This window comes from Kitasatospora sp. NPDC101157 (assembly GCF_044768255.1).
Lineage (GTDB): Bacteria > Actinomycetota > Actinomycetes > Streptomycetales > Streptomycetaceae > Kitasatospora.
This window is the reverse complement of record NZ_JBIWPL010000006.1, coordinates 323,910-345,072: the sequence shown is the minus strand read 5'-3', so window position 1 is coordinate 345,072 and position 21,163 is coordinate 323,910. Positions and strand designations below refer to the sequence as shown.

General features: G+C 71.3%; 19 protein-coding genes. 10 read left to right on the top strand and 9 right to left on the bottom strand.

What is annotated here, in order from left to right; translation table 11 throughout:
* Positions 1 to 89: 89 nt before the first annotated feature.
* Both ACIRVF_RS16670 and ACIRVF_RS16665 read right to left on the bottom strand, forming a co-directional pair.
* Positions 90 to 1,172 carry an inositol-3-phosphate synthase gene (locus ACIRVF_RS16670; RefSeq protein ID WP_030278269.1) on the bottom strand — a complete coding sequence of 361 codons (1,083 nt, stop codon included), beginning with the start codon at positions 1,170 to 1,172 and terminating at the stop codon, positions 90 to 92.
* Between the two features lie 127 nt (positions 1,173 to 1,299).
* Entirely contained in the window at positions 1,300 to 2,013 is a 714-nt protein-coding gene (locus ACIRVF_RS16665) for a PadR family transcriptional regulator (protein ID WP_402817418.1), read from the bottom strand.
* Positions 2,014 to 2,528: 515 nt separating this feature from the next.
* On the opposite strand from ACIRVF_RS16665, the gene ACIRVF_RS16660 reads away from it, so the two are divergent.
* Together ACIRVF_RS16660 and ACIRVF_RS16655 are read left to right on the top strand one after the other, a co-directional pair.
* The gene (locus tag ACIRVF_RS16660; RefSeq protein ID WP_402817416.1) at positions 2,529 to 5,030 is read left to right on the top strand and encodes a transglycosylase domain-containing protein; all 2,502 of its coding nucleotides are present in this window, start codon (positions 2,529 to 2,531) and stop codon (positions 5,028 to 5,030) included.
* Between the two features lie 190 nt (positions 5,031 to 5,220).
* Entirely contained in the window at positions 5,221 to 6,810 is a 1,590-nt protein-coding gene (locus ACIRVF_RS16655; RefSeq protein WP_402817414.1) for a glycosyltransferase family 87 protein, read from the top strand.
* A gap of 46 nt (positions 6,811 to 6,856) precedes the next feature.
* Here the strand turns inward: ACIRVF_RS16655 and ACIRVF_RS16650 are convergent, their stop codons facing one another.
* The 3 genes from ACIRVF_RS16650 to ACIRVF_RS16640 all read right to left on the bottom strand — a co-directional run bounded on the left by ACIRVF_RS16650 (position 6,857) and on the right by ACIRVF_RS16640 (position 9,490).
* On the bottom strand, positions 6,857 to 7,891 hold the full coding sequence (locus ACIRVF_RS16650; protein ID WP_402817412.1) for an alanine racemase: 1,035 nt from the start codon (positions 7,889 to 7,891) through the stop codon (positions 6,857 to 6,859).
* 13 nt (positions 7,892 to 7,904) lie between these two features.
* Positions 7,905 to 9,023 (bottom strand): lipid II:glycine glycyltransferase FemX, encoded by a 1,119-nt coding sequence (locus ACIRVF_RS16645; protein ID WP_396237907.1) that lies wholly within the window; start codon positions 9,021 to 9,023, stop codon positions 7,905 to 7,907.
* 167 nt (positions 9,024 to 9,190) lie between these two features.
* Entirely contained in the window at positions 9,191 to 9,490 is a 300-nt protein-coding gene (locus tag ACIRVF_RS16640; RefSeq protein WP_207812085.1) for a hypothetical protein, read from the bottom strand.
* 318 nt (positions 9,491 to 9,808) lie between these two features.
* On the opposite strand from ACIRVF_RS16640, the gene rpsF reads away from it, so the two are divergent.
* The 4 genes from rpsF (at position 9,809) to rplI (ending at position 11,574) form a co-directional block, all read left to right on the top strand.
* On the top strand, positions 9,809 to 10,099 hold the full coding sequence (gene rpsF / locus ACIRVF_RS16635) for a 30S ribosomal protein S6 (protein ID WP_030278276.1): 291 nt from the start codon (positions 9,809 to 9,811) through the stop codon (positions 10,097 to 10,099).
* A gap of 96 nt (positions 10,100 to 10,195) precedes the next feature.
* Positions 10,196 to 10,795, top strand: coding sequence for a single-stranded DNA-binding protein (locus ACIRVF_RS16630; RefSeq protein WP_402817409.1), 600 nt, complete (start codon positions 10,196 to 10,198; stop codon positions 10,793 to 10,795).
* Between the two features lie 78 nt (positions 10,796 to 10,873).
* Complete coding sequence (rpsR, locus tag ACIRVF_RS16625) at positions 10,874 to 11,110, top strand: 30S ribosomal protein S18 (RefSeq protein ID WP_030059640.1); 237 nt, start codon at positions 10,874 to 10,876, stop codon at positions 11,108 to 11,110.
* 17 nt (positions 11,111 to 11,127) lie between these two features.
* Entirely contained in the window at positions 11,128 to 11,574 is a 447-nt protein-coding gene (gene rplI / locus ACIRVF_RS16620) for a 50S ribosomal protein L9 (RefSeq protein WP_402817407.1), read from the top strand.
* A 95-nt stretch (positions 11,575 to 11,669) separates the two neighbouring features.
* Here the strand turns inward: rplI and ACIRVF_RS16615 are convergent, their stop codons facing one another.
* The gene (locus tag ACIRVF_RS16615) at positions 11,670 to 13,004 is read right to left on the bottom strand and encodes an MATE family efflux transporter (protein ID WP_402817526.1); all 1,335 of its coding nucleotides are present in this window, start codon (positions 13,002 to 13,004) and stop codon (positions 11,670 to 11,672) included.
* A 452-nt stretch (positions 13,005 to 13,456) separates the two neighbouring features.
* On the opposite strand from ACIRVF_RS16615, the gene dnaB reads away from it, so the two are divergent.
* Entirely contained in the window at positions 13,457 to 15,073 is a 1,617-nt protein-coding gene (gene dnaB / locus ACIRVF_RS16610) for a replicative DNA helicase (RefSeq protein WP_402817405.1), read from the top strand.
* A gap of 48 nt (positions 15,074 to 15,121) precedes the next feature.
* Here the strand turns inward: dnaB and ACIRVF_RS16605 are convergent, their stop codons facing one another.
* On the bottom strand, positions 15,122 to 16,330 hold the full coding sequence (locus ACIRVF_RS16605; protein WP_402817403.1) for a GNAT family N-acetyltransferase: 1,209 nt from the start codon (positions 16,328 to 16,330) through the stop codon (positions 15,122 to 15,124).
* Positions 16,331 to 16,465: 135 nt separating this feature from the next.
* The gene (gene manA / locus ACIRVF_RS16600) at positions 16,466 to 17,674 is read right to left on the bottom strand and encodes a mannose-6-phosphate isomerase, class I (RefSeq protein ID WP_402817401.1); all 1,209 of its coding nucleotides are present in this window, start codon (positions 17,672 to 17,674) and stop codon (positions 16,466 to 16,468) included.
* Positions 17,675 to 18,016: 342 nt separating this feature from the next.
* Here manA and ACIRVF_RS16595 point away from each other — a divergent pair, with 342 nt between their 5' ends.
* The gene (locus ACIRVF_RS16595; protein WP_402817399.1) at positions 18,017 to 18,784 is read left to right on the top strand and encodes a polyprenol monophosphomannose synthase; all 768 of its coding nucleotides are present in this window, start codon (positions 18,017 to 18,019) and stop codon (positions 18,782 to 18,784) included.
* Between the two features lie 122 nt (positions 18,785 to 18,906).
* Here ACIRVF_RS16595 and ACIRVF_RS16590 read toward each other — a convergent pair whose 3' ends face one another.
* Positions 18,907 to 19,317: a winged helix-turn-helix transcriptional regulator gene (locus tag ACIRVF_RS16590; protein ID WP_402817397.1), complete on the bottom strand. Its 411-nt coding sequence runs from the start codon at positions 19,315 to 19,317 to the stop codon at positions 18,907 to 18,909.
* A 107-nt stretch (positions 19,318 to 19,424) separates the two neighbouring features.
* On the opposite strand from ACIRVF_RS16590, the gene ACIRVF_RS16585 reads away from it, so the two are divergent.
* Positions 19,425 to 20,072 (top strand): FMN-dependent NADH-azoreductase, encoded by a 648-nt coding sequence (locus ACIRVF_RS16585; protein WP_402817395.1) that lies wholly within the window; start codon positions 19,425 to 19,427, stop codon positions 20,070 to 20,072.
* A gap of 107 nt (positions 20,073 to 20,179) precedes the next feature.
* Positions 20,180 to 21,160, top strand: a complete 981-nt coding sequence (locus tag ACIRVF_RS16580; protein WP_402817393.1) for an MBL fold metallo-hydrolase — start codon at positions 20,180 to 20,182, stop codon at positions 21,158 to 21,160.
* The last annotated feature ends 3 nt before the right edge of the window (positions 21,161 to 21,163 follow it).

The window sequence follows — 21,163 nt, the reverse complement described above, 5'->3', positions numbered from 1 at the left end:
CTGCGGAAACGTGAAGGGCTCACGATCAGTTGATCGTGAGCCCTTCGGTCGCGTTATGAGCGGTCAGCTCGACGCTCAGCGCCCGGTGCTCAGCGCTCGACCTCGCCGCGGATGAACTTCTCGACGTTCTCCTTGGCCTCGTCGTCGAAGTACTGCACCGGCGGGGACTTCATGAAGTACGAGGAGGCCGACAGGATCGGGCCACCGATGCCGCGGTCCTTGGCGATCTTCGCGGCGCGGACGGCGTCGATGATGACACCCGCGGAGTTCGGGGAGTCCCAGACCTCCAGCTTGTACTCCAGGTTCAGCGGCACGTCGCCGAACGCGCGGCCCTCAAGGCGGACGTAGGCCCACTTGCGGTCGTCCAGCCAGGCCACGTAGTCCGAGGGACCGATGTGGACGTTCTTGGCGCCCAGCTCGCGGTCGCGGATCTGCGAGGTGACGGCCTGGGTCTTGGAGATCTTCTTGGACTCCAGGCGCTCGCGCTCCAGCATGTTCTTGAAGTCCATGTTGCCGCCGACGTTCAGCTGCATGGTGCGCTCAAGGATGACACCGCGGTCCTCGAACAGCTTGGCCATCACGCGGTGCGTGATGGTGGCGCCGACCTGGGACTTGATGTCGTCACCGACGATCGGCACGCCGGCCTCGGTGAACTTGTCCGCCCACTCCTTGGTGCCCGCGATGAACACCGGCAGGGCGTTCACGAAGGCGACCTTGGCGTCGATGGCGCACTGGGCGTAGAACTTGGCCGCGTCCTCGGAGCCGACGGGCAGGTAGCAGACCAGGACGTCGACCTGCTTGTCCTTGAGGACCTGGACGACGTCGACCGGGGCCTCGTCCGACTCCTCGATGGTCTCCCGGTAGTACTTGCCCAGGCCGTCGAGGGTGTGGCCGCGCTGGACGGTCACACCGGTCGGCGGGACGTCGCAGATCTTGATGGTGTTGTTCTCGCTGTTGCCGATGGCGTCGGCCAGGTCGAAGCCGACCTTCTTGGCGTCGACGTCGAAGGCGGCGACGAACTCCACGTCACGGACGTGGTAGTCACCGAACTGGACGTGCATCAGCCCGGGGACCTTGCCGGCCGGGTCGGCGTCCTTGTAGTACTCGACACCCTGCACCAGCGACGCGGCGCAGTTGCCCACGCCCACGATGGCTACGCGAACCGAACCCATTCCGGTTGCTCCCTGTGATCTCATGAGGGCCGTCGGGGCCGACGGCACTCGTCCTGCTTCTTCGAATGACTGCTTGTACGGGCGCGAGGCGCCCACTCCTGCCGCGCGGCACAGGGCTGACGCGGTGTCAGCGCTCCTGGTCGGAGCGCCCCGGGCGGTCGTACGGTGGCCCGGACGGGTCGGGGGACCCGGTCTCCTGACCACGGCCGTCCGAAGTCGTGTGGGGTACGGCGGTGCCGGTGCTCCCGGTGGGGGCGCCGGCCGCGGGCCCGGTCCGGCCGGTGCGGTTGGCCCGCTCGGTCTCGATCAGCTCGTTGAGCCACCGGACCTCGCGTTCCACCGACTCCAGGCCGTGCCGCTGGAGTTCGACGGTGTAGTCGTCGAACCGTTCGCGGGCGCGGGCCAGCGAACTGCGCATCCGCTCCAGGCGCTCCTCCAGCCGGCTGCGGCGACCCTCCAGGACGCGCATCCGGACGGCCCGGTCGGTCTGGCCGAAGAAGGCGAAGTGGACGCCGAAGCGCTCGTCCTCCCAGGCGTCCGGACCGGAGTCGGCGAGCAGCTCCTCGAAGCGCTGCTTGCCCTCGGGGGAGAGCCGGTAGACGATCTTCGACCGCTTGCCGTTGAGCGCGGTGGCCGGGACGTACTCGACGTCCGGGTTGTCCTCGACCAGGAAACCCTGGGCGACCAGGCTCTTCAGACACGGGTAGAGCGTTCCGTAGGAGAGTGCCCGCAGCGCTCCGAGCAGGATGTTGAGCCGCTTGCGCAGCTCGTAACCGTGCATCGGGGCGTCGTGGAGCAGACCGAGAACGGCGAACTCCAGCACTCCTGAGCGCCTGCCCACTGCCGTCGTCCTCCTCCCTCTCGGCCTTCGCTCCGGCCGCTGCACCGGCGGTATACCGCTTCGATGTATCGGCTCGATATATCGAGAACAGTAAACCCGACCCCCGGAACGGGCAAGGGGGGCACGCGTGAATGTGATCACAAGCCGACGCGCGGGTGGGGTTGGCAACGGGCATGTAATGATCTGTCGCCGTTTTGCGGTTATTGGCGCCTGATGCCCGATTAGTTGTATTTCAGCGCTGCGTACGCTGTCGCGTGTGCACGAGGACCAACCTCCGGGGTTAGGGCGGTCCGGGCATCGGACAGGAACCCTGCCTTCAGGCCGACAAGGCCTGGCGAGGAGCGGCTGAGAACATGAGCGAGCGACGGCGAAGGACGCCCAACCCGGGCGGTGACGGGCAGCAGCCCCCGGGAGGCGGAGGTCGTCGGGGTGGTCCCGGACCCGACGAGCTGGCTTCGGACGGGCTCGGCCGCCGACGCCAGCCGGGCGTCCGGGAGACCGCCCAGCAGCCCCGGATGACCCGTGCCGAGATGCGCAAGGCCTCCCAGAAGAAGGGCAAGGGGGGCGGCCGCCGCGGCGGAGCCGCCTCCGCCTCCGCGGCCGCGGCCGCAGCCGGCCCGGGCAAGAAGCGCTTCATCGACTACCCGCGGTTCGGCAAGACCGGCGTCCGTCGCTGGCTGCCGTCCTGGAAGCAGTGGCTGAGTGCCTTCCTGCTGTTCTTCGCCACGGGCGTGGGCGCCGTGTTCTACCTCTACCAGACCACCACGGTCCCGCAGCTCAAGGACCTGGTGAAGGAGCAGAACACCATCTACTACTGGGCCGACGGCACGGAGATGACCCGCAAGGGCGACACCAACCGCCAGATCGTCGAACTCAGCGACATCAGCCCCAACCTGCAGAACGCCGTCATCTCGGCCGAGAACGAGACCTTCCGCACCGACAGCGGCATCGACCCCAAGGGCATGCTGCGCGCCGTCTACAACATGGCGAAGGGCGGCGAGACCCAGGGCGCCTCGACGATCACCCAGCAGTACGTCAAGAACGCCTACCTCAGCCAGGAACAGACCATCAGCCGCAAGCTGAAGGAGTTCTTCATCACGCTGAAGATCAACCAGACGACGAGCAAGGAGGACATCCTCAAGGGCTACCTCAACACCAGCTGGTTCGGCCGCAACGCCAACGGTGCCCAGGCCGCCGCCCAGGCGTACTACGGCGTCAACGCCAAGGACCTGAACCTCTGCCAGAGCGCCATGCTGGCCGGTCTGCTGAAGGGCGCGAACTACTACGACCCCTCGAAGCCGGCCAACCACGACCGCGCCGTGGAGCGCTGGAAGTGGATCCTGGACCGGATGGTGGTCACCCACAACACCACTCCGGAGGAGCGGGCGAAGTGCACCACCTTCCCCGAGCCGATCCCGCCGAAGAGCAGCTCCAACATGAACGGTGAGGTCAGCTACCTGGTCGACACCGTCAACCAGTACGTGATGGCCACCGACAAGTCGATCACCCAGCAGATGATCGACAAGGGCGGTCTGAAGATCTACACCACCTTCGAGAAGGACAAGGTCGACGCCCTGAAGAAGGCCGTCGACGACGTCAAGGCCGAGAACCTCGACCCGCAGAAGCGTCCCAACAACGACTCCTTCGTCCAGTTCGGCGCCGCCAGCATCAAACCCGGCGACGGCGCGATGGTCGCCATCTACGGCGGCGACGGCGTGGAGAACGGCCACTTCGACAACAACGCCAACGCGGGCGGCGTCCAGGTCGGCTCGACCTTCAAGCCCTTCGTGCTCGCCACCGCGATGCAGGTCGGCGTGCAGACCGCGAAGGACAGCGACGGCAAGCCGAAGCGGATCAACGCCGACAGCCGCTACCTCGCCGACGACATGTCCGAGATCCGCAAGCCGGACGGCTCACTGGTGATCGGCGACGACGGCAAGCCCTACCGGCAGAAGAACGAGGACTCCGGCAAGCGGGGCTACGTCTCGCTGCGGCAGGCCATGCAGTGGTCGTACAACGTGCCCTTCGTCCAGCTCAACCAGGACGTCGGCGGCCCGGCCGTGGCCGACATGGCCGTGCAGATGGGTATCAAGCGGGAGAGCCTGGCCGACCCGAAGACCGCGACCTTCCCGCTCGGCACCTCCACCATCAGCCCGATCCGGATGGCCACCGGCTACGGCACCCTGGCGGCCAGCGGCAAGGAGGCCGAGCCCTACTCGGTCACCAAGGTCGAGGTGGACGGCAAGGAGCGCCCGGGCTTCGGCAAGAAGGACGTCAAGGTGGCGCTGGAGCCGGCCGTCGCGGACAACGTCACCGACGTGCTGGTGAACGTGGCCAAGAACGGTACCGGCTCGAAGACCAACGCGCTGGGCCGCCCGGTGGCCGGCAAGACCGGTACCACCGACGAGAACAAGTCGGCCTGGTGGGTCGGCTACACCCCGCAGCTGGTCACCAGCGTCGCGATGTGGCGGGAGGACCCGAGCAAGCACAACCGGGACTCGCTCAACGGCACCGGCGGCAAGCAGTCCATCCACGGTGGTGACATCCCCACCGACATCTTCACCCGGTACATGAAGGCCGCGCTGGCCAACGAGAAGAAGATGGACTTCCCGACCCCGCAGCCGGTCGGCACCGAGGTGGACTCCTCGGGCGCGCCGTCCACGGCCACGGCGACGGCCACCCAGACGGCGACGGAGGCCCCGTCGGCCCCGGCCCAGACCCAGGCGCCGGTCCAGCAGCCGACCCAGCAGCCGACCCAGCCCGGCCCGGGCGGGAACTGCGTGCCGGGCGTGGACTGCCAGCCGACCCAGCCGCCGACCCACGGCGGCGGGCACACCCCGAAGCCGACGGACACCAGCTGCGGCCTCATCTTCGGCTGCCCGTCGACGACACCGACCGGCTCCACCGGCGGTGGAGCCGGCGGTGGCACCGGTGGTGGCGGCGCCGGTGGTGGCGGCGGCAAGCCGAGCCCGAGCAGCACCGCCGGCGGGACGCAGGGCGGTGGAGCGGCCGGGTAGTGGCCCGGACCCGGTCCGGTCCCGCCGGTGAAGCGGTGGGACGGTGAAACGGTGACCCGGCGGTGGCGGTCCTCCTCGGAGGGCCGCCACCGCCGTTTCGTCACGATTCGCCGCCCGCGCCCCGCCCGTACCGCCGGACCACGCGGGGTCATCCTCGTCCCACCGCATCCGGTGCGGCAGGATGTCCGGCATGACGTCGAGCGATCGTGACGAAACCGCCGGCCCGCACGGGCCCGGCGCCGCCGCAGGGCCCACCCCGGCAGCCGTCGCCACGGCCGCGCCACCGGCCGACACCGTGGTCGTCCCGGCCGACGAGGACCGGGTGGCGGCGGCCGGCAGCGAGGTGTTCGGCGGGCCGCCCGGCCGACGGGCGCTGCTCGGCGTCTCCTGGTGGATCCCGGTGCGCGTCCTGGCACTGGTGGTGATCGTGGTCTCGGCGCTCGGCATGGTGCACGACCTGCCCTGCTACGAACAGGCCTGGTTCCAGCCGGGATCCCCGCAGTACATCCACGCCTGCTACAGCGACATCCCGCACCTGTTCTCCGGCCGCGGCTTCTCCGCCGGGCTGCACCCGTACGTGGACCGCATCCCCGGTACCACGGGGGACCTGCAGTACCTGGAGTACCCGGTGCTGACCGGCCTGTTCATGCAGGTCGCGGCCTGGCTGACGCCCGGCGGCGGCACCGGGCAGGACCAGGAGCAGTGGTTCTGGGTGATCAACGCCGGGCTGCTGATGGCCTGCGCGGTGGTCGCCGCGGTCGCGCTCTCGCGCACCCACCGCCGCCGCCCCTGGGACGCGATGCTGTTCGCGCTCTCGCCGGTCGTGCTGCTCAACGGCACCGTCAACTGGGACCTGCTCGCGGTCGCCCTGGCCGCCGTGGCGATGGCCTGGTGGGCCCACTCCCGTCCGGGCTGGGCCGGCGTCTTCATCGGCCTGGCCACCGCGGCCAAGCTCTACCCGCTGTTGCTGCTCGGCCCGCTGCTGGTGCTCTGCTGGCGGGCCGGGAAGTGGCGCGAGTTCCGGGTGGCGCTCGGCGGCGCGGTGGGCGCCTGGCTGCTGGTCAACCTGCCGATCATGCTGGCCAACTGGCAGGGCTGGTCGACGTTCTACGTCTTCAGCGAGCACCGCGGCGAGGACTACGGCTCGTTCTGGCTGATCCTGATGCAGAACCGCGGGGTGGGCCTGGCCGACCTCGACCTCTACATCGGCGTGCTGATGGTGCTGGGCTGCGCGGCCATAGCGTGGCTCGGCCTCTCGGCGCCCCGCCGGCCGCGGTTCGCGCAGCTGGCCTTCCTGGTGGTCGCGCTGTTCGTGCTGGTCAACAAGGTGTACTCGCCGCAGTACGCGCTCTGGCTGCTGCCGCTCGCGGCGCTGGCCCGGCCGCGCTGGCGGGACATCCTGGTCTGGCAGGCCTGCGAGGTGCTGTACACCCTCGGCATCTGGTCCCACCTGGGCTTCGTGACCGGGCCCAAGCAGCACGGGATCGGCGAGCCCTGGTACCACTTCGCGATCGTGCTGCACCTGCTCGGCACGCTCTACCTGGTCGTCCTGGTGGTCCGCGACGCCCTCCAGCCGGACCGCGACCCGGTCCGCCGGGACGGCAGCGACGACCCCTCCGGCGGGGTGCTCGACGGGGCCCCCGACGCGTTCACCCTCGGCACCGCCCGGCACCTCCACGAGGACGAGAGCTACGCCGGATACGCGCCGGCCGGCTCCTTCGAGCAGTGGCTGGAGGAGCCACGGCTGTCGGAGCCGGCCGGGAACGAGAAGCAGTCCTGACGCGAGCCGGGCGCGATGAGCGGGGCCCTGGCCTGCCGGACGGACCCTAGCGGTCCACCACCCGGTCGAAGTGGGTGGTGGTGTGACGGACCTGGAGGCCCAGCTCCTCGCCGATCGCGGGGGGCGCGGTCTCCCCGTCCAGGAACAGCAGCGAGACCTGCATGTGCGGCGGCTCCGCGAACCAGAGCTGCTTGCCCGCCCAGTGGAACGGCGACTTGGTCTTGTTGACGGTCGCCAGGCCGGCCCGGGCGATGCCCTTGGCACGCGCGCCCATGCTCGCCACGTACTTGGGCGCCTCCAGGCCGATGCCGTGCGCGGTGCCGCCGGCGACCACCAGGATGTGGCCGTCGGAGGGCGCCGGGTGCTGGCGGTAGCCGTAGCGGTCGCCCTTCTTCACCGGGGTGACGTCCAGCACGGTGGCCCGGACCTCCAGGGCGCCGTGGTCGCCCAGCCAGAGCCGGGTTCCGATCCGGGCCCGGAAGACGGTGTCCGGGTAGCGCTGGGCCAGCTGGTCCATGCCGGCCGCGCCCAGGTGGCTGACGAAGACGGTGTGCACCGGGATGCCGGCCGCCTTCGCGGTGTCCACCCAGTACATGACCTCCTCGACCGGGCTGGAGCCGTCCGGGCGGTCCATCGGCAGGTGCAGCGCGAGGCCCTCGAAGGCGACCCCGTCCAGCTCGGCGGCGACGGTACGCAGGTCGGCCGCGCTCACGCCGTGCCGGCGCATGGTGGTCATGCACTCCAGCACCACCCGGGCGCCGTGCAGTGCGCGCAGCGCGTCCACGCTGGCCACCGTCCGGATCACCCGGGCGTGCGGCAGCGGGAGCACCTCCTCGCCGACCCGGTAGGGGGTGAGCACCAGCAGCTCGCCGCCGTACCACTCGGCGGCGTCGGCCGCCTCATAGGCGGTGCCGACGGCCAGCACACCGGTGCCCAGCAGCGTCGCCTCCTCGGCCAGCCGGTGGTTGCCCAGGCCGTAGCCGTTCCCCTTGGCGACCGGCACCAGGCCGGGGAACTCGGCGAGGACGGAGCGCTGGTGGGTGCGCCAGCGTTCGGTGTCGAGGTAGAGCGACAGCGTCATCGGGTCAGCCTCCTCAGCGGCGGGACATGTAGAGGTCGAGGGCCTTGTGCAGCAGCTTGTTGAGCGGGAAGTCCCACTCGCCGAGGTACTCGGCCGCCTGGCCGCCGGTGCCGACCTTGAACTGGATCAGACCGAACAGGTGGTCGTTCTCGTCCAGGGTGTCGCTGATGCCGCGCAGGTCGTACACGCCGCCGCCGAGGGCGTAGGCGTCGCGCATCATCCGCCACTGGATCGCGTTGGAGGGCTTGACCTCGCGCTTGTGGTTGGCCGAGGCGCCGTAGGAGTACCAGACGTGCTCGCCGACCACCAGCATCGTGGTCGAGGCCAGCGGCTCGCCCTCGTGGTAGGCGATGTAGAGCCGCATCCGGTTCGGGTCCTCGGAGTTGAGGGCGTTCCACATGCGCTGGAAGTAGGCCAGCGGGCGCGGGGTGAACTTGTCGCGCTCGGCGGTGACCAGGTAGAGCTGGTGGAAGATCGGCAGCTCGTCGTAGCCGCCCTGGACGACCTCGACGCCGCTCTTCTCGGCCTTCTTGATGTTGCGGCGCCAGAGCTGGTTGAAGCCCTTCTGGATGTCGTCCAGCGAGCGGTTGGCCAGCGGCACCTGGTACACGTAGCGCGGCTGGACGTCACCGAAGCCGGCCCCGCCGTCCTCGCCCTGCAGCCAGCCGGCCTTGCGCAGCCGGTCGGCCACCTCGAAGGCGCGCGCCTCGTACCAGTCGGCCTCGACGTCGCGCAGCCGCTTGGCCTGCTTGGCGGCGATGGCCTCCTTGATGGTGGCGGCGTTCCAGCGGCGGATGACCACCGGCGGGCCCATCTTCACCGAGAAGGCGCCCTGGGACTTCAGGTGCGCCAGCATCGGGGAGAGCCAGCGGTCGAGGTCGCGGTCGAACCAGTCGATGACCGGGCCCTCGGGCAGGTAGGCGAGGTAGCGCTTGACCTTCGGCAGCTGGCGGTAGAGCACCAGGCCGGCGCCGACCAGCTGGTTGTGCTCGTCGAACCAGCCGATCGACTCGGAGCGCCACTCGGCCTTCACGTCACCCCAGGCCGGCACCTGCATGTGGCTGGCCGAGGCGCGGCTCCTGATGAAGGCGAGGTGCTCCTCGCGGGTGATCGTCCTCAGGCGCAGGCTCATTGCTCGGTGCTCCTCGTCGGTCGGGCTGCGGTGGCCCCAGGTTCTCGGGCTGACCCTATCGTCCGGGGCCCGGGCGTCCGCCGCTGCGGGCACGACGGCGCCCCCGTCGGGTAGCTGTCTTCTGCAGATACGCGACGGGGGCGCCGAGGGTTCCTGGAGCGGTGCGGTCAGCCCCAGAGGCCGCCGCGGGCGACACCGAGGTAGAAGCCGATCGCGGCGGCGCCGAGCGTGATCATCAGGACGAAGCGTTCGGCGGTGGTCACCGAGACGAACATGCCCCACAGGCCCGTGACGATCCCGGCCAGGCCGGTCCACGAGGTCAGCAGGTGCAGGTTGTGGAAGAACGACGTGGTGAAGGCGATCACGCCCAGTACGGCGGTCAGTGCCACCAGGGTGTTCTCGCGGGGGTGCGGGTGGCCGTCGGTGTTCAGCGTGAGGGCGGGCATGCGGTGGACGGACTGGGCCATGAGTCCCACCTCCTGGCGTGGAGACGAACGGGCAGGAATCCCGTTCGTCCAGATTGCGGCGGTTGGGTCCTTCTCACAACCCCTATGCGTTTTGTTCGGCCGTCCGGGTGCGGGTAGGCTGTGCCGTCTGCACTGGTGTAGTTGTGCCCCCTTGCGCCCTCTTTCGGGTGACACCCTCTTCCGGGTGGTCGGGGCCCGACTGTCCGACCCGGCCGCTACGGTGGCCCGGAGTCGTCACCCCACCGGTGCCGACGCTACGCACAACCCTCCTGCCACGGAGAGACCGTGGCCGCTGAGTCCAAAGGAGGTGGGTTACTCATGCGTCACTACGAGCTGATGGTCATCCTCGACCCCTCGGTCGAGGAGCGCGCTGTCTCCCCCCTGATCGAGTCCTTCCTCGCCGTCGTCCGCAACGGCGGCGGCAAGGTCGAGAAGGTCGACACCTGGGGTCGTCGCCGTCTGGCTTACGAGATCAACAAGCAGTCCGAGGGCATCTACTCGGTCATCGACCTCAAGGCCACGCCTGAGGTCGTCAAGGAGCTCGACCGCCAGCTGGGCCTGAGCGAGTCGGTTCTGCGGACCAAGGTCCTGCGCCCGGACACCCACTGAGCCACCTCTGAGGCCTTCGGGTCTCGGGTAGCTCGCGACCGCTGTTTCACGTGAAACAGCGGTGAACGGACATCTTCCCGAGAGGTCATCACCACCATGGCAGGCGAGACCGTCATCACCCTCGTCGGCAATCTCGTCGACGACCCCGAGCTGCGCTTCACCCCGTCGGGTGCGGCGGTCGCGAAGTTCCGCATCGCGTCCACCCCCCGCACCTTCGACCGTCAGACGAACGAGTGGAAGGACGGCGAGAGCCTCTTCCTCACGTGCAACGTCTGGCGTCAGCCGGCGGAGAACGTGGCCGAGTCGCTGCAGCGAGGCATGCGCGTCATCGTGCAGGGCCGACTGCGCCAGCGGTCTTACGAGACCAAGGAAGGCGAGAAGCGGACGGTCTTCGAGGTCGAGGTCGACGAGGTCGGCCCGAGCCTGCGCTCGGCGACCGCGAAGGTCACCCGGGCCAACCGGTCCGGCGGCCCCGGTGGCGGCTTCGGCGGCCAGCAGGGCGGCGGCCAGGGCGGTTGGGGCGGCGGTGGCGGCCAGCAGGGCGGCGGCTGGGGTGGAAACTCCGGCGGCGGCCAGTCCGGCCCCTCCGACGACCCGTGGGCGTCCAGCGCCCCGTCCGGTGGTGGCAACCAGGGCGGCGGCGGCTGGGGCGGTGCCCCGTCCGGCGGCGGCTACTCGGAAGAGCCCCCGTTCTAGAGCTGACAGATTTCGTGCGGCCCGGCCGCAGGCGTCCCCGGACGCCGGTCGGGCCGTGAACCCCAAATGGAGCACACCATGGCGAAGCCGCCTGCTCGCAAGCCGAAGAAGAAGGTTTGCGTCTTCTGCAAGGACAAGGTCAACTACGTTGACTACAAGGACACGAACCTGCTGCGGAAGTACATCTCCGACCGCGGCAAGATCCGTGCCCGCCGGGTCACCGGCAACTGCACCCAGCACCAGCGTGACGTCGCCACGGCCGTGAAGAACAGCCGTGAGATGGCGCTGCTGCCCTACACCAGCACCGCGCGCTAAGAGAGGGTGACCGAGTAATGAAGATCATCCTCACTCACGAGGTGCCGGGTCTCGGCTCCGCCGGCGAGGTCGTCGAGGTCAAGGACGGCTACGCCCGCAACTACCTGGTCCCGCGTGGCTACGCCATCCGCTGGACCAAGGGTGGTCAGAAGGACGTCGACGCCATCCGTCGCGCCCGCAAGATCCACGAGATCCAGACCCTCGACGCCGCCAACGAGGTCAAGGGCAAGCTGGAAGGCGTCCAGGTCAAGCTGGCCGTCCGCTCGGGCGACGCCGGCCGCCTGTTCGGTTCGGTGACCCAGGCCGACGTCGTCGAGGCCATCAAGGCCGCCGGCGGCCCGGCTGTGGACAAGCGCGCCGTCGCGATCGCCTCGCCGATCAAGACCGTGGGCACCCACAAGGTCTCGGTCAAGCTGCACTCGGACGTCGTGGCCAACCTCGACGTCGCCGTCGTGGCTGCCTGAGTTCCGTAGCAGTGGCCTGAGGGCCGGACTCCGCGAGGAGTCCGGCCCTCGGTCGTTCCCGGGCCCGGGCCCGGTCGTTCCCCGGGCCGCGCGGTTCAGCTCCGGACGGCCCCGGTGACCAGCCAGCGGCCGCCGCGGGCGCGGGCGACCAGGAAGACCGCGCGGACCAGCATGAACAGGTTCATCGCCCACCACAGCCCGGCCAGCCCGGTGCCGGTGGCCGGCACCGCGAAGGCCGCCGGGGTGAACACCGCCAGGGTCGCGAGCGCCGCCCGGGCCAGGTACGGGCCGTCCCCGGCGCCCATCAGCACGCCGTCCAGCACGAAGACCAGCCCGGCCACCGGCTGGCTGAGCGCGAGCAGCAGCAGGGCGGTGTGCAACTGCCCCTGGACCACCGGATCGGGCGTGAACAGCGGGACGTACAGCGGACGGGTGAGCACCACCAGCAGGCCGAGCACCACCCCGGAGCCGATGCCCCACTCGACCATCCGCCGGGTGGCCGCGCGGGCCTCCGGGACGTCCGAGGCACCCAGGTAGCGGCCGATGATGGCCTGCCCGGCGATCGCGATGGCGTCCAGCGCGAAGGCCAGGAAGCTGAACAGCGTCATGGTGATCTGGTGCGCGGCCACCTGGTCGTCGCCGAGCCGGGCGGCCACCGCGGTGGCGATCATCAGCACCGCGCGGAGGCTGACCGTCCGGACCAGCAGCGGGCCGCCCGCCCTGGCGCCGGCCCGGATGCCGGACGGGTCCGGCCGCAGCGAGGCCTGCTCCCGACGGGCGCCGCGGACCACCACGACCAGGTAGACGGCGGCCATCCCGGTCTGCGCCAGCACGGTGCCCCAGGCCGAGCCGGCCACCCCGAGCCCGGCCCCGTACACCAGGCCGGCGTTCAGGCCGATGTTGGCGGTGAAGCCGGCGACGGCCACCACCAGCGGCGTGCGGGTGTCCTGGAGGCCGCGCAGCACGCCGGTGGCTGCCAGGACCAGGAGCATCGCCGGTATGCCCAGCGAGCTGATCCGCAGGTACGTCACGGCGTACGGGGCCGCGGTCGGCGAGGCGCCCAGCACCCCGGCGGCCCAGGGCGCCAGCAGCAGGGTGAGCAGGACCACCGGGACGGCCAGGCCCAGGGCGAGCCAGAGGCCGTCGACGCCCTGCTGGACGGCGCCCCGGCGGTCCCCGGCGCCGATCCGCCGGGCCACCGCGGCGGTGGTGGCGTAGGCGAGGAAGACGAAGACCCCGGTCGCGGTGGTGAGGGCGGCGGAGGCGACGCCGACCCCGGCGAGCTGCGGGGTGCCGAGGTGGCCGACGATCGCGGAGTCGGCCATCAGGAACAGCGGCTCGGCGACCAGCGCGCCGAAGGCGGGCACCGCCAGGGCGAGGATCTCGCGGTCGTGGCTGCGTCTGGAGGGCTCGGAGAGGGCGGCGCGCATGCGCTCCAGGGTACTCATCCACAGGTAATGGGCCAAGAGCATGTTCAGTCATTACTCGAAAGAACGGACGGCCCGCTCCGCCCGGCCCGTGCCCACAGCCGTCCGGCTGTGTGTGAAGAATTTCTCATGCACAGGCCCGGGAAGGGGTAATCGCAGGTCAGCAGGTTGACGGTGGATCGATCGTCCGGTTATCCACAGGAGCTTCCACAGGGGTGTCCACAGCTTTGCGGCAGTTCTCCACAGCCCCGGGCCACTCGTCCACACCCCCTGTGGATAACCGTCTTGGCGCGAGGGCGTCCGGCGCCTTAGCGTGGGCCGTCCACCCGACACTCCCACCGGCCCCGGCGTCCGATTTGTCGGTGCCGTGGCGTACAACAGGAGCGGCTCCGCTCCACCCAGCCACCGGCAAGGCCCGCTCCAACTTCGCACCACTCGCTGATCGGGGAACACGCGTGACCGGCCCCCAGTACGACGACCACGACGCCCCGCCGCCGGAGGAGGACTGGCAGAACGCCGAGGACCCCTTCCCGGTCGGCGCCTTCGCCGACGCCCCCTTCCCGGACGGCCCCGGCGACCGGCTCCCGGTCTCCCACAACCGCGGCAACGGCCAGGGCGGCGGCGGTCAGGGCGGCGGCCGGGGCGAGGGCTTCCGCCAGGGCGGCGCCGGGTTCAACGGCGGCAAGAAGGGCGACCGCCGGGACGACCGGGACCGCCGGGGCGACGAGGGCCAGGGCGGGGTCGACGGCTTCGAGCGCGTCCCCCCGCAGGACCTCGCCGCCGAACAGTCCGTCCTGGGCGGCATGCTGCTGTCCAAGGACGCCATCGCCGACGTGGTCGAGGTGCTCAAGCCCGCCGACTACTACCGGCCCGCGCACGAGATGATCCACGGCGCGATCCTCGACCTGTACGCCCGCGGCGAGCCGGCCGACCCGATCACCGTGGCCGGCGAGCTCACCAAGCGCGGTGAGCTGCAGCGCGTCGGCGGCGCCCCCTACCTGCACACCCTGGTCAACTCCGTCCCGACCGCGGCCAACGCGGAGTACTACGCCCAGATCGTCCACGAGCGCGCCGTACTGCGCCGCCTGGTCGAGGCCGGCACCAGGATCGCCGGCATGGGCTACGCGGCCGAGGGCGACGTGGACGAGATCGTCAACGCCGCCCAGGCGGAGATCTACGCCGTCACCGAGCAGCGCACCAACGAGGACTACGCGCCGCTGGCCGACATCATGGAGGGCGCCCTCGACGAGATCGAGGCGATCGGCTCCCGCAACGGCCAGATGTCCGGCGTGCCGACCGGCTTCGCCGACTTCGACCAGCTCACCAACGGCCTGCACCCCGGTCAGATGATCGTCATCGCGGCCCGCCCCGCCATGGGTAAGTCCACCCTGGCGCTGGACTTCGCCCGCGCCTGCTCGATCCACCACAAGCTGCCGAGCGTGATCTTCTCGCTCGAAATGGGCCGCAACGAGATCGCCATGCGCCTGCTCTCCGCCGAGGCCCGGGTCGCCCTGCACCACATGCGTTCCGGCAACATGACGGACGACGACTGGACGCGGGTCGCCCGCCGGATGCCCGACGTCAGCGAGGCGCCGCTGTTCATCGACGACTCGCCGAACCTGTCGATGATGGAGATCCGCGCCAAGTGCCGCCGGCTCAAGCAGCGCAACGACATCAAGCTGATCGTCATCGACTACCTCCAGCTGATGCAGTCCGGCGGCTCCCGCCGGGCCGAGAACCGCCAGCAGGAGGTCTCGGACATGTCGCGAAACCTGAAGCTGCTGGCCAAGGAGCTGGAAGTCCCGGTCATCGCGCTGTCCCAGCTGAACCGTGGTCCCGAACAGCGCACCGACAAGCGGCCGATGGTCTCCGACCTGCGAGAGTCCGGCTCGATCGAGCAGGACGCCGACATGGTCATCCTGCTGCACCGCGAGGACGCCTACGAGAAGGAGTCCCCGCGCGCGGGCGAGGCCGACCTGATCGTCGCCAAGCACCGTAACGGTCCGACCGCCACCATCACGGTCGCGTTCCAGGGCCACTACTCGCGCTTCGTCGACATGACCAGGGACTGATCCCGCCGCGGTGGCCACCCGGAGGGCGACCACCGCGGTGCGCGCCGGTCAGAACCAGTGCAGGCAGTGCGGGGTGCGCTCGGCGCGGAACAGGGCGTCGGCCAGGGCGGCCGCCTCCGGGTGGTGGGCCCGGATGTGCCCGGCCCGTACGAGCGTGCTCGGGGCGGTGCCGCCGAGGTAGACCGAGCCGAGGTCCCGGACGTCCAGCGAGAGGTCGGGCTCCCGGTCGGTCGGGACGCACTCGGCCGTGCCGTCCCGGACGGTCAGCAGATGGCGGGCGCGCTCGCCGAGGAACGGGTCGTCGACGTCGAGGACGAGCTCGCCGTCGGTGAGCCAGCCGCGTGCGGTCAGGGCACCCGGGACGTCCAGCAGGCGCACCCACAGCCATTCGCTGCTGTTGCCCACCTGGGCGGCGGCGAAGTCCGCGAGCTGCCAGCGCAGCGGGTGCTCGGCCGGGAAGTGCTTGAACACGACCTGACCGACCAGGTCGTGGCCGAGCAGGAACCGGGCCAGCGCCGCGGAGACGGCGTCGTCGACGGCGATGGTCTCGTCGACCGTCAGGGTGTCCCCGTCGAGCGCGTAGCTGGCGTACCCGTCCGGAACGCCGTCGGCGTCCCGGTGGACGGCGATGTAGCGCGGCGCCGAGGAGACCGGGGGCTGTCCCGCGCCCAGCGCCCACCAGCGGTGCGGCCGGGACAGCGCACCCGGCCGGGTGCGGCGGTACCGGTCGTAGAGCTCCTCCAGGAGCTCGCCGCAGCGGGCACGCCGGAGCACCTCGACCGAACCGGTGTCCGTGCCACCGGCCCGCGGGGTGGCGAGGGCGGCCCGGTGGCGCGGCACCGTCAGCCGCCCGGTGTACGTCGCCGGGCCGTAGCCGAACCGGCCGTAGATCAGGGCCTCGGAGGCCAGCAGCACGGAGAGGACCTCACCGCGGGCCCGCAGCTCGGCGAGCTGGTGCCGCATCATCGCGGTGAGCACGCCCTGGCGGCGGTGCGTGGGCAGGACGCCGACGTTGCTCACCCCGGAGACCGGGACGATGACCTGACCGGGCAGGGTCAGCTCGAAGGAGTACGCGCCGGCGGTGCCGACCGGTCGCCCGTCGGCCGTCACGGCGAGCAGGCTGCGGTCCAGCTCGGTGGCCGACCACCAGAGCCCGCCGCCGTCCTCGCCCGGGGTCTCCGGGAAGCGCCCGAACGCGGCGTGGAGCGTGTCGACGAAGACCTCGCGCTCCCGATCGGTCGTGGAACGGATCTCCATGGCTGTCGCCGCCTCCCCTGGGTACCGGCCCCACGGTGCGTGGCGCCCGCGACAGTCCAGCCCCACCCGGCGTCCCGATCAACCGAATTTCGTGCCGGGTTCGGCGACCGGCCGGCCCGGTCACCGCCACGCCCGTCAGACGGTGACGGTGGCGCGGAAGAGGGTGCCGGGGGTTCCGGCGAGGCGGGTCGCGGTGCCGGTGGCCGGGAGGAAGGCGGACTGGCCGCGGGCGAGGTCGAGCACGGCGCCGTCGGCGGCGGTGAGGCGGACGGTGCCCTCGGTGCAGAGCAGGATCTGCGGGGTGCGGCCGTCTATCTCGCGTTCGACGCCGTCCAGCTCGAAGCGGGAGAGCCGGAACTCGTCGATCGGGACGGGGTAGAGCTGCTCGCCGGGGGTGCTCTCGACCGGGACCGGGTGCACCACCTCGGGGGCGCCGGGTTCGAAGAGCACGACCTTCAGCAGCTCCGGCACGTCGATGTGCTTGGGGGTGAGTCCGGCCCGCAGCACGTTGTCCGAGTTGGCCTGGAGCTCCACGCAGACGCCGGACAGGTAGGCGTGCGGCACCCCGGCGCCCAGGTAGAGCGCCTCGCCGGCCCGCAGTCGGACGTGGTTGAGCAGCATGGCGACGATCACGCCGCGGTCGTCCGGGAAGTCCTCGGCGATCCGGGCGTACGGGGCGTGCTCGCCGTCCGGGTCCGTCCCGGCGAGCGCGGCGACGGTCTCCCGGACGGTCCGTCCGGCGGTCGCGTCGTCCATGGTCAGCACGGCCGACAGGGTGTCGCGCAGCGCCTCGGCCTCGGCCTTGTCGTCAGCGCTGTCCCCGACCGACAGCAGCTCGATCAGCGGCTGCAGACCGGGCACCGCGAGGGCGGCCATCAGCGCGGCCGCCCCGGCGGGCCGGCGGAAGCCGCACAGGCCCTCGAACTCGCCCAGCGCGCAGACCATTTCGGGCTTGTGGTTGTCGTCGCGGTAGCTGCGCTCGGGGGCGTCCAGCGGGAGGCCGAGGGCGTTCTCGGCGGCGAAGCCGGCCCGCGCCTGGTCCAGCGTGGGGTGGGCCTGGATGGACAGCGGCAGGCCCGCGGCGAGCACCTTGAGCAGGAACGGCAGGCTCGGGCCGAAGCGGGCCGTGCTGGCCGCGCCGAGTTCACCCTCGGGGTCGGCCGCGATCAGTTCGTCCAGCCGTCGCAGGCCCTCGCCGCGGTCGGCGCGGGACGGGTCGCCGGGGTGGGCGCCCATCCAGAGCTCGGCCTGCGGTTCACCGGTGGGCTCCTGTCCCAGCAGCTCGGGCAGGGCCGTGCGCGACCCCCAGGCGTACGGGCGGACGGTGTTGACGAGCCTGTCCATGCGCGCGGTCCTACTCCTTCGCTGACGGGGCGGCCCCCGGACGTCCCGAGTCCGGATCGCCGGGGCGGGCCCGGCGGTACGGGCGGGTCCCGGCACGAGCAAGGGCATCGACCCTAGCCGACCCTGGTCGCTCGCGGGGAAACGGTGGGCGCCAGGTGGGAGTGCCGTGGTCCGACCAGCGGTTCCCGGGCGCGGTAGTAGGATGCCAGGACGCAGTAGTCTCCGCCCTTCGCAGCATTCCCCACCGTGGTCATCCCGTCGGCGGGCTGTCGGCGGGGCCGCGTTCCAGAGTGCGGGCGACGGTGTTCTGATACTCCCCGCCATCGGCCGAGAGGTTTGTACGTGACCGTGAACCAGCAGAGTTTTGCTGATCTCGGCAGGGTCCTGGTGATCATCCCGACCTACAACGAGGCGGAGAACGTCGAGCGGATCGTCGGCCGGGTCCGCGCCTCGGTGCCCGAGGCGCATGTGCTGGTCGCCGACGACAACAGCCCCGACGGCACCGGTGAGCTGGCCGACAAGCTGGCCGCCGAGGACCGGAACGTGCACGTCATGCACCGCAAGGGCAAGGAGGGCCTGGGCGCCGCCTACCTCGCGGGCTTCCGCTGGGGCATCGACAACGGCTACGACGTCCTGGTCGAGATGGACGCGGACGGTTCGCACCAGCCCGAGGAACTGGACCGGCTGCTGAACGCGCTGCGCGGCGCCGACCTGGTGCTGGGCTCGCGCTGGGTGCCGGGCGGCCGGGTGGTGAACTGGCCGAAGTCGCGCCTGCTGCTCTCCCGCGGCGGCTCCACGTACTCGCGGCTGATGCTGGGCGTGCCGATCCGGGACGTCACCGGCGGCTACCGGGCCTTCCGCAAGGAGACCCTGCTGGGCCTGGGCATGGACGAGGTGGCCTCGGCCGGGTACTGCTTCCAGGTCGACCTGGCCTGGCGCACGGTGAAGGCGGGCTTCAAGGTCGCCGAGGTGCCGATCACCTTCGTCGAGCGCGAGCTCGGCGCGTCCAAGATGAGCCGCAACATCGTGGTCGAGGCGCTCTGGCGGGTGACCACCTGGGGCATCGGCGACCGGGTGGCCCGCCTGCGTGGTGGCGCCGCCGCGCACTGAGCCGACCTGCCGAAGGGCCGACGTACCGAAGGGGCCCGCCCTCCGTTCAACGGAGGGCGGGCCCCTTCGGCATGTGCGGGGCCGGTCGGGGCCGGGCCGGGCGCGGCCGGTCGGGGCGCCGGTCAGCAGCCGCCCCGGAGGGCGCTCTCCGGCAGGTAGCGGTCGGCCCAGACGGCCAGTTCGGTGAGGGCCGGCTTCAGGGCGACGCCGCCCTCGGTGAGGCGGTAGCTGACGCGCAGCGGGGGCCCGGGGTCGACCTCGCGGACGACCAGTCCGGCCTCGGTCAGTTCGGTCAGCCGGTCGGAGAGCATGCGCTCGCTGATGCCCGGGACGGCGCGGCGCAGCTCGGAGAAGTAGGCCGGGCCGCCGTTGTTGAGCACGCCCAGCAGCATGCCGGTCCAGCGCTTGCCGAGCAGGGTGAACACCCGGTTGAGGGCCAGGTCGACGTTGCCGCAGCCACCGGGGCCCGCGGGGGCGGCGCACGGGTCGACGCCGGTCGGGACTGCGTCGGTGACTACCTCGTGCTCGGCCATGGGTCCAGCGTACTCGACCCGTCACTAGTGACTGCAGAAAAGTAAGCTGCTACCTTACTTACAGCTGCAGCGGAAACAGCAGCTGCTTATTCTCTGGAGGTCCCGTCATGCCCACGCTCCTGCACATCGACTCCTCGGCGCTCACCGACGGCTCCGTCTCCCGTGAGGTCACGGCCGCCTTCCGGGCCGCCTGGGAGGCCGAGAACCCCGGCGGCACGGTGATCCACCGCGATCTCGCCGTCGAGCCGGTCCCGCACCTGGACGCCGCCGGGATCACCGCCGGCTTCCTCCCGGCCGAGGCGCGCGACGCCGAGCAGGCCGCCGCCTTCGCGCTGCGCGAGCGGCTGATGGCCGAGCTGGAGTCCGCCGACGCGGTGCTGATCGGCGCCCCGATGTACAACTTCACAATCCCCTCGACCCTCAAGGCCTGGCTGGACCACGTGATCCTGATGGGCCGCACGGCCGGCGACGACCCCTCCGCCAAGGGCACCCCGGTCACCGTCGTCGCCTCCCGCGGCGGCTCGTACGTCCCCGGCGCGCCGCGCGAGCCGTTCGAGTTCGTCACCACCTACCTGGAGAAGGTGCTGGGTGGCGGGCTCGGGCTGGAGGTCGAGTTCATCGTCCCGGAGTTCACCCTGGCGGCCTCCGTCCCGGCGCTGGCCGAGTTCGTCCCGGCCGCCGTCGAGTCCAAGGCGCGGGCCCTGGAGCTGGCCGCCCGCCGGGGCAAGGAGCTGGCCGCCCGGGCCGCGGCGTGACACGCCCGGGGCGCGCCCCGACGGGCGCGCCTCCCGTGCGATCGGTCGCCGGTTCTCCCATGCTGTAGGGCGCAGGAAGTCCGACCGCCGAGCAGAGGGAGAAGCCCGTGACGTCGTCCCCGCCCGAGGAGAACTCCGGCGCGGAACGGGCGGACGTCGAGCCCGTCGGGCCCGTCGCGGCCGCCGCCGGTGACGCCGGGCAGACGGCCCGGCCGCTGGAGATCGCCGTCTTCACCGGGCCCGAATCCGCCTTCTTCGCCACCTCCACGCTGATCCTCGGCGAGCGGACCGCGATCCTGGTGGACGCCCAGCTCACCCGCAGCGCCGGACGCGAGCTGGCCGAGTGGGTCGCGGGCAAGGGCCGTCGGCTGCTCGCCATCGTGGTCACCCACCAGCACCCCGACCACTACTTCGGCGCCGAGGAGGTGCTGAGGCTCTTCCCGGACGCCCAGCTGCTGGCCGCTCCGGCGGTGGTCGAGGGCATCCGGCGCACCGTCGCGGCCAAGGTCGCCCAGTGGAAGCCGGTCTACGGCGACGACATCCCGGACCACCCGCTGGTCCCGGCCCCGCTGCTGCCCCAGCCGCTGATGCTCGACCGCCAGGTGATCCCGGTGCTGCTGCTCGGCCAGGCCGACTGCGGGGACTCCACGGTCGTCCACGTGCCGAGCAGCCGGACCGTGATCGCCGGTGACTTCGTCTGCAACGGCACCCACGCGTGGACGGCCGACACCACCCCGGCCCAGCGCACCACCTGGGGCCACAACCTCGACCGGATCGCCGACCTCGGCGTCGACCGGGTCATCGCCGGACACCGCGCCCCCGAACAGGGGGACGACGCCGCTCGGGTGCTCGCCTTCACCGGGGAGTACCTGCGCGACTTCGACCGGCTGCTGGCCGAGCACCCGGACGACCCGGAGGCGCTGATCACCGCGATGAACGAGCGGTACGGGGAGCTGACCCTGCCGTCCTTCCTGCAGCTGGGCGCGGCCGCGAACACCGCCCGGACCGCCTCCCCGGCGGCCGGAACCGCAGGGGAGGACGCGGTGGAGGAGGACGCGGAGAACTCGGAGGAAAGGGACGGCGAGTAGGGC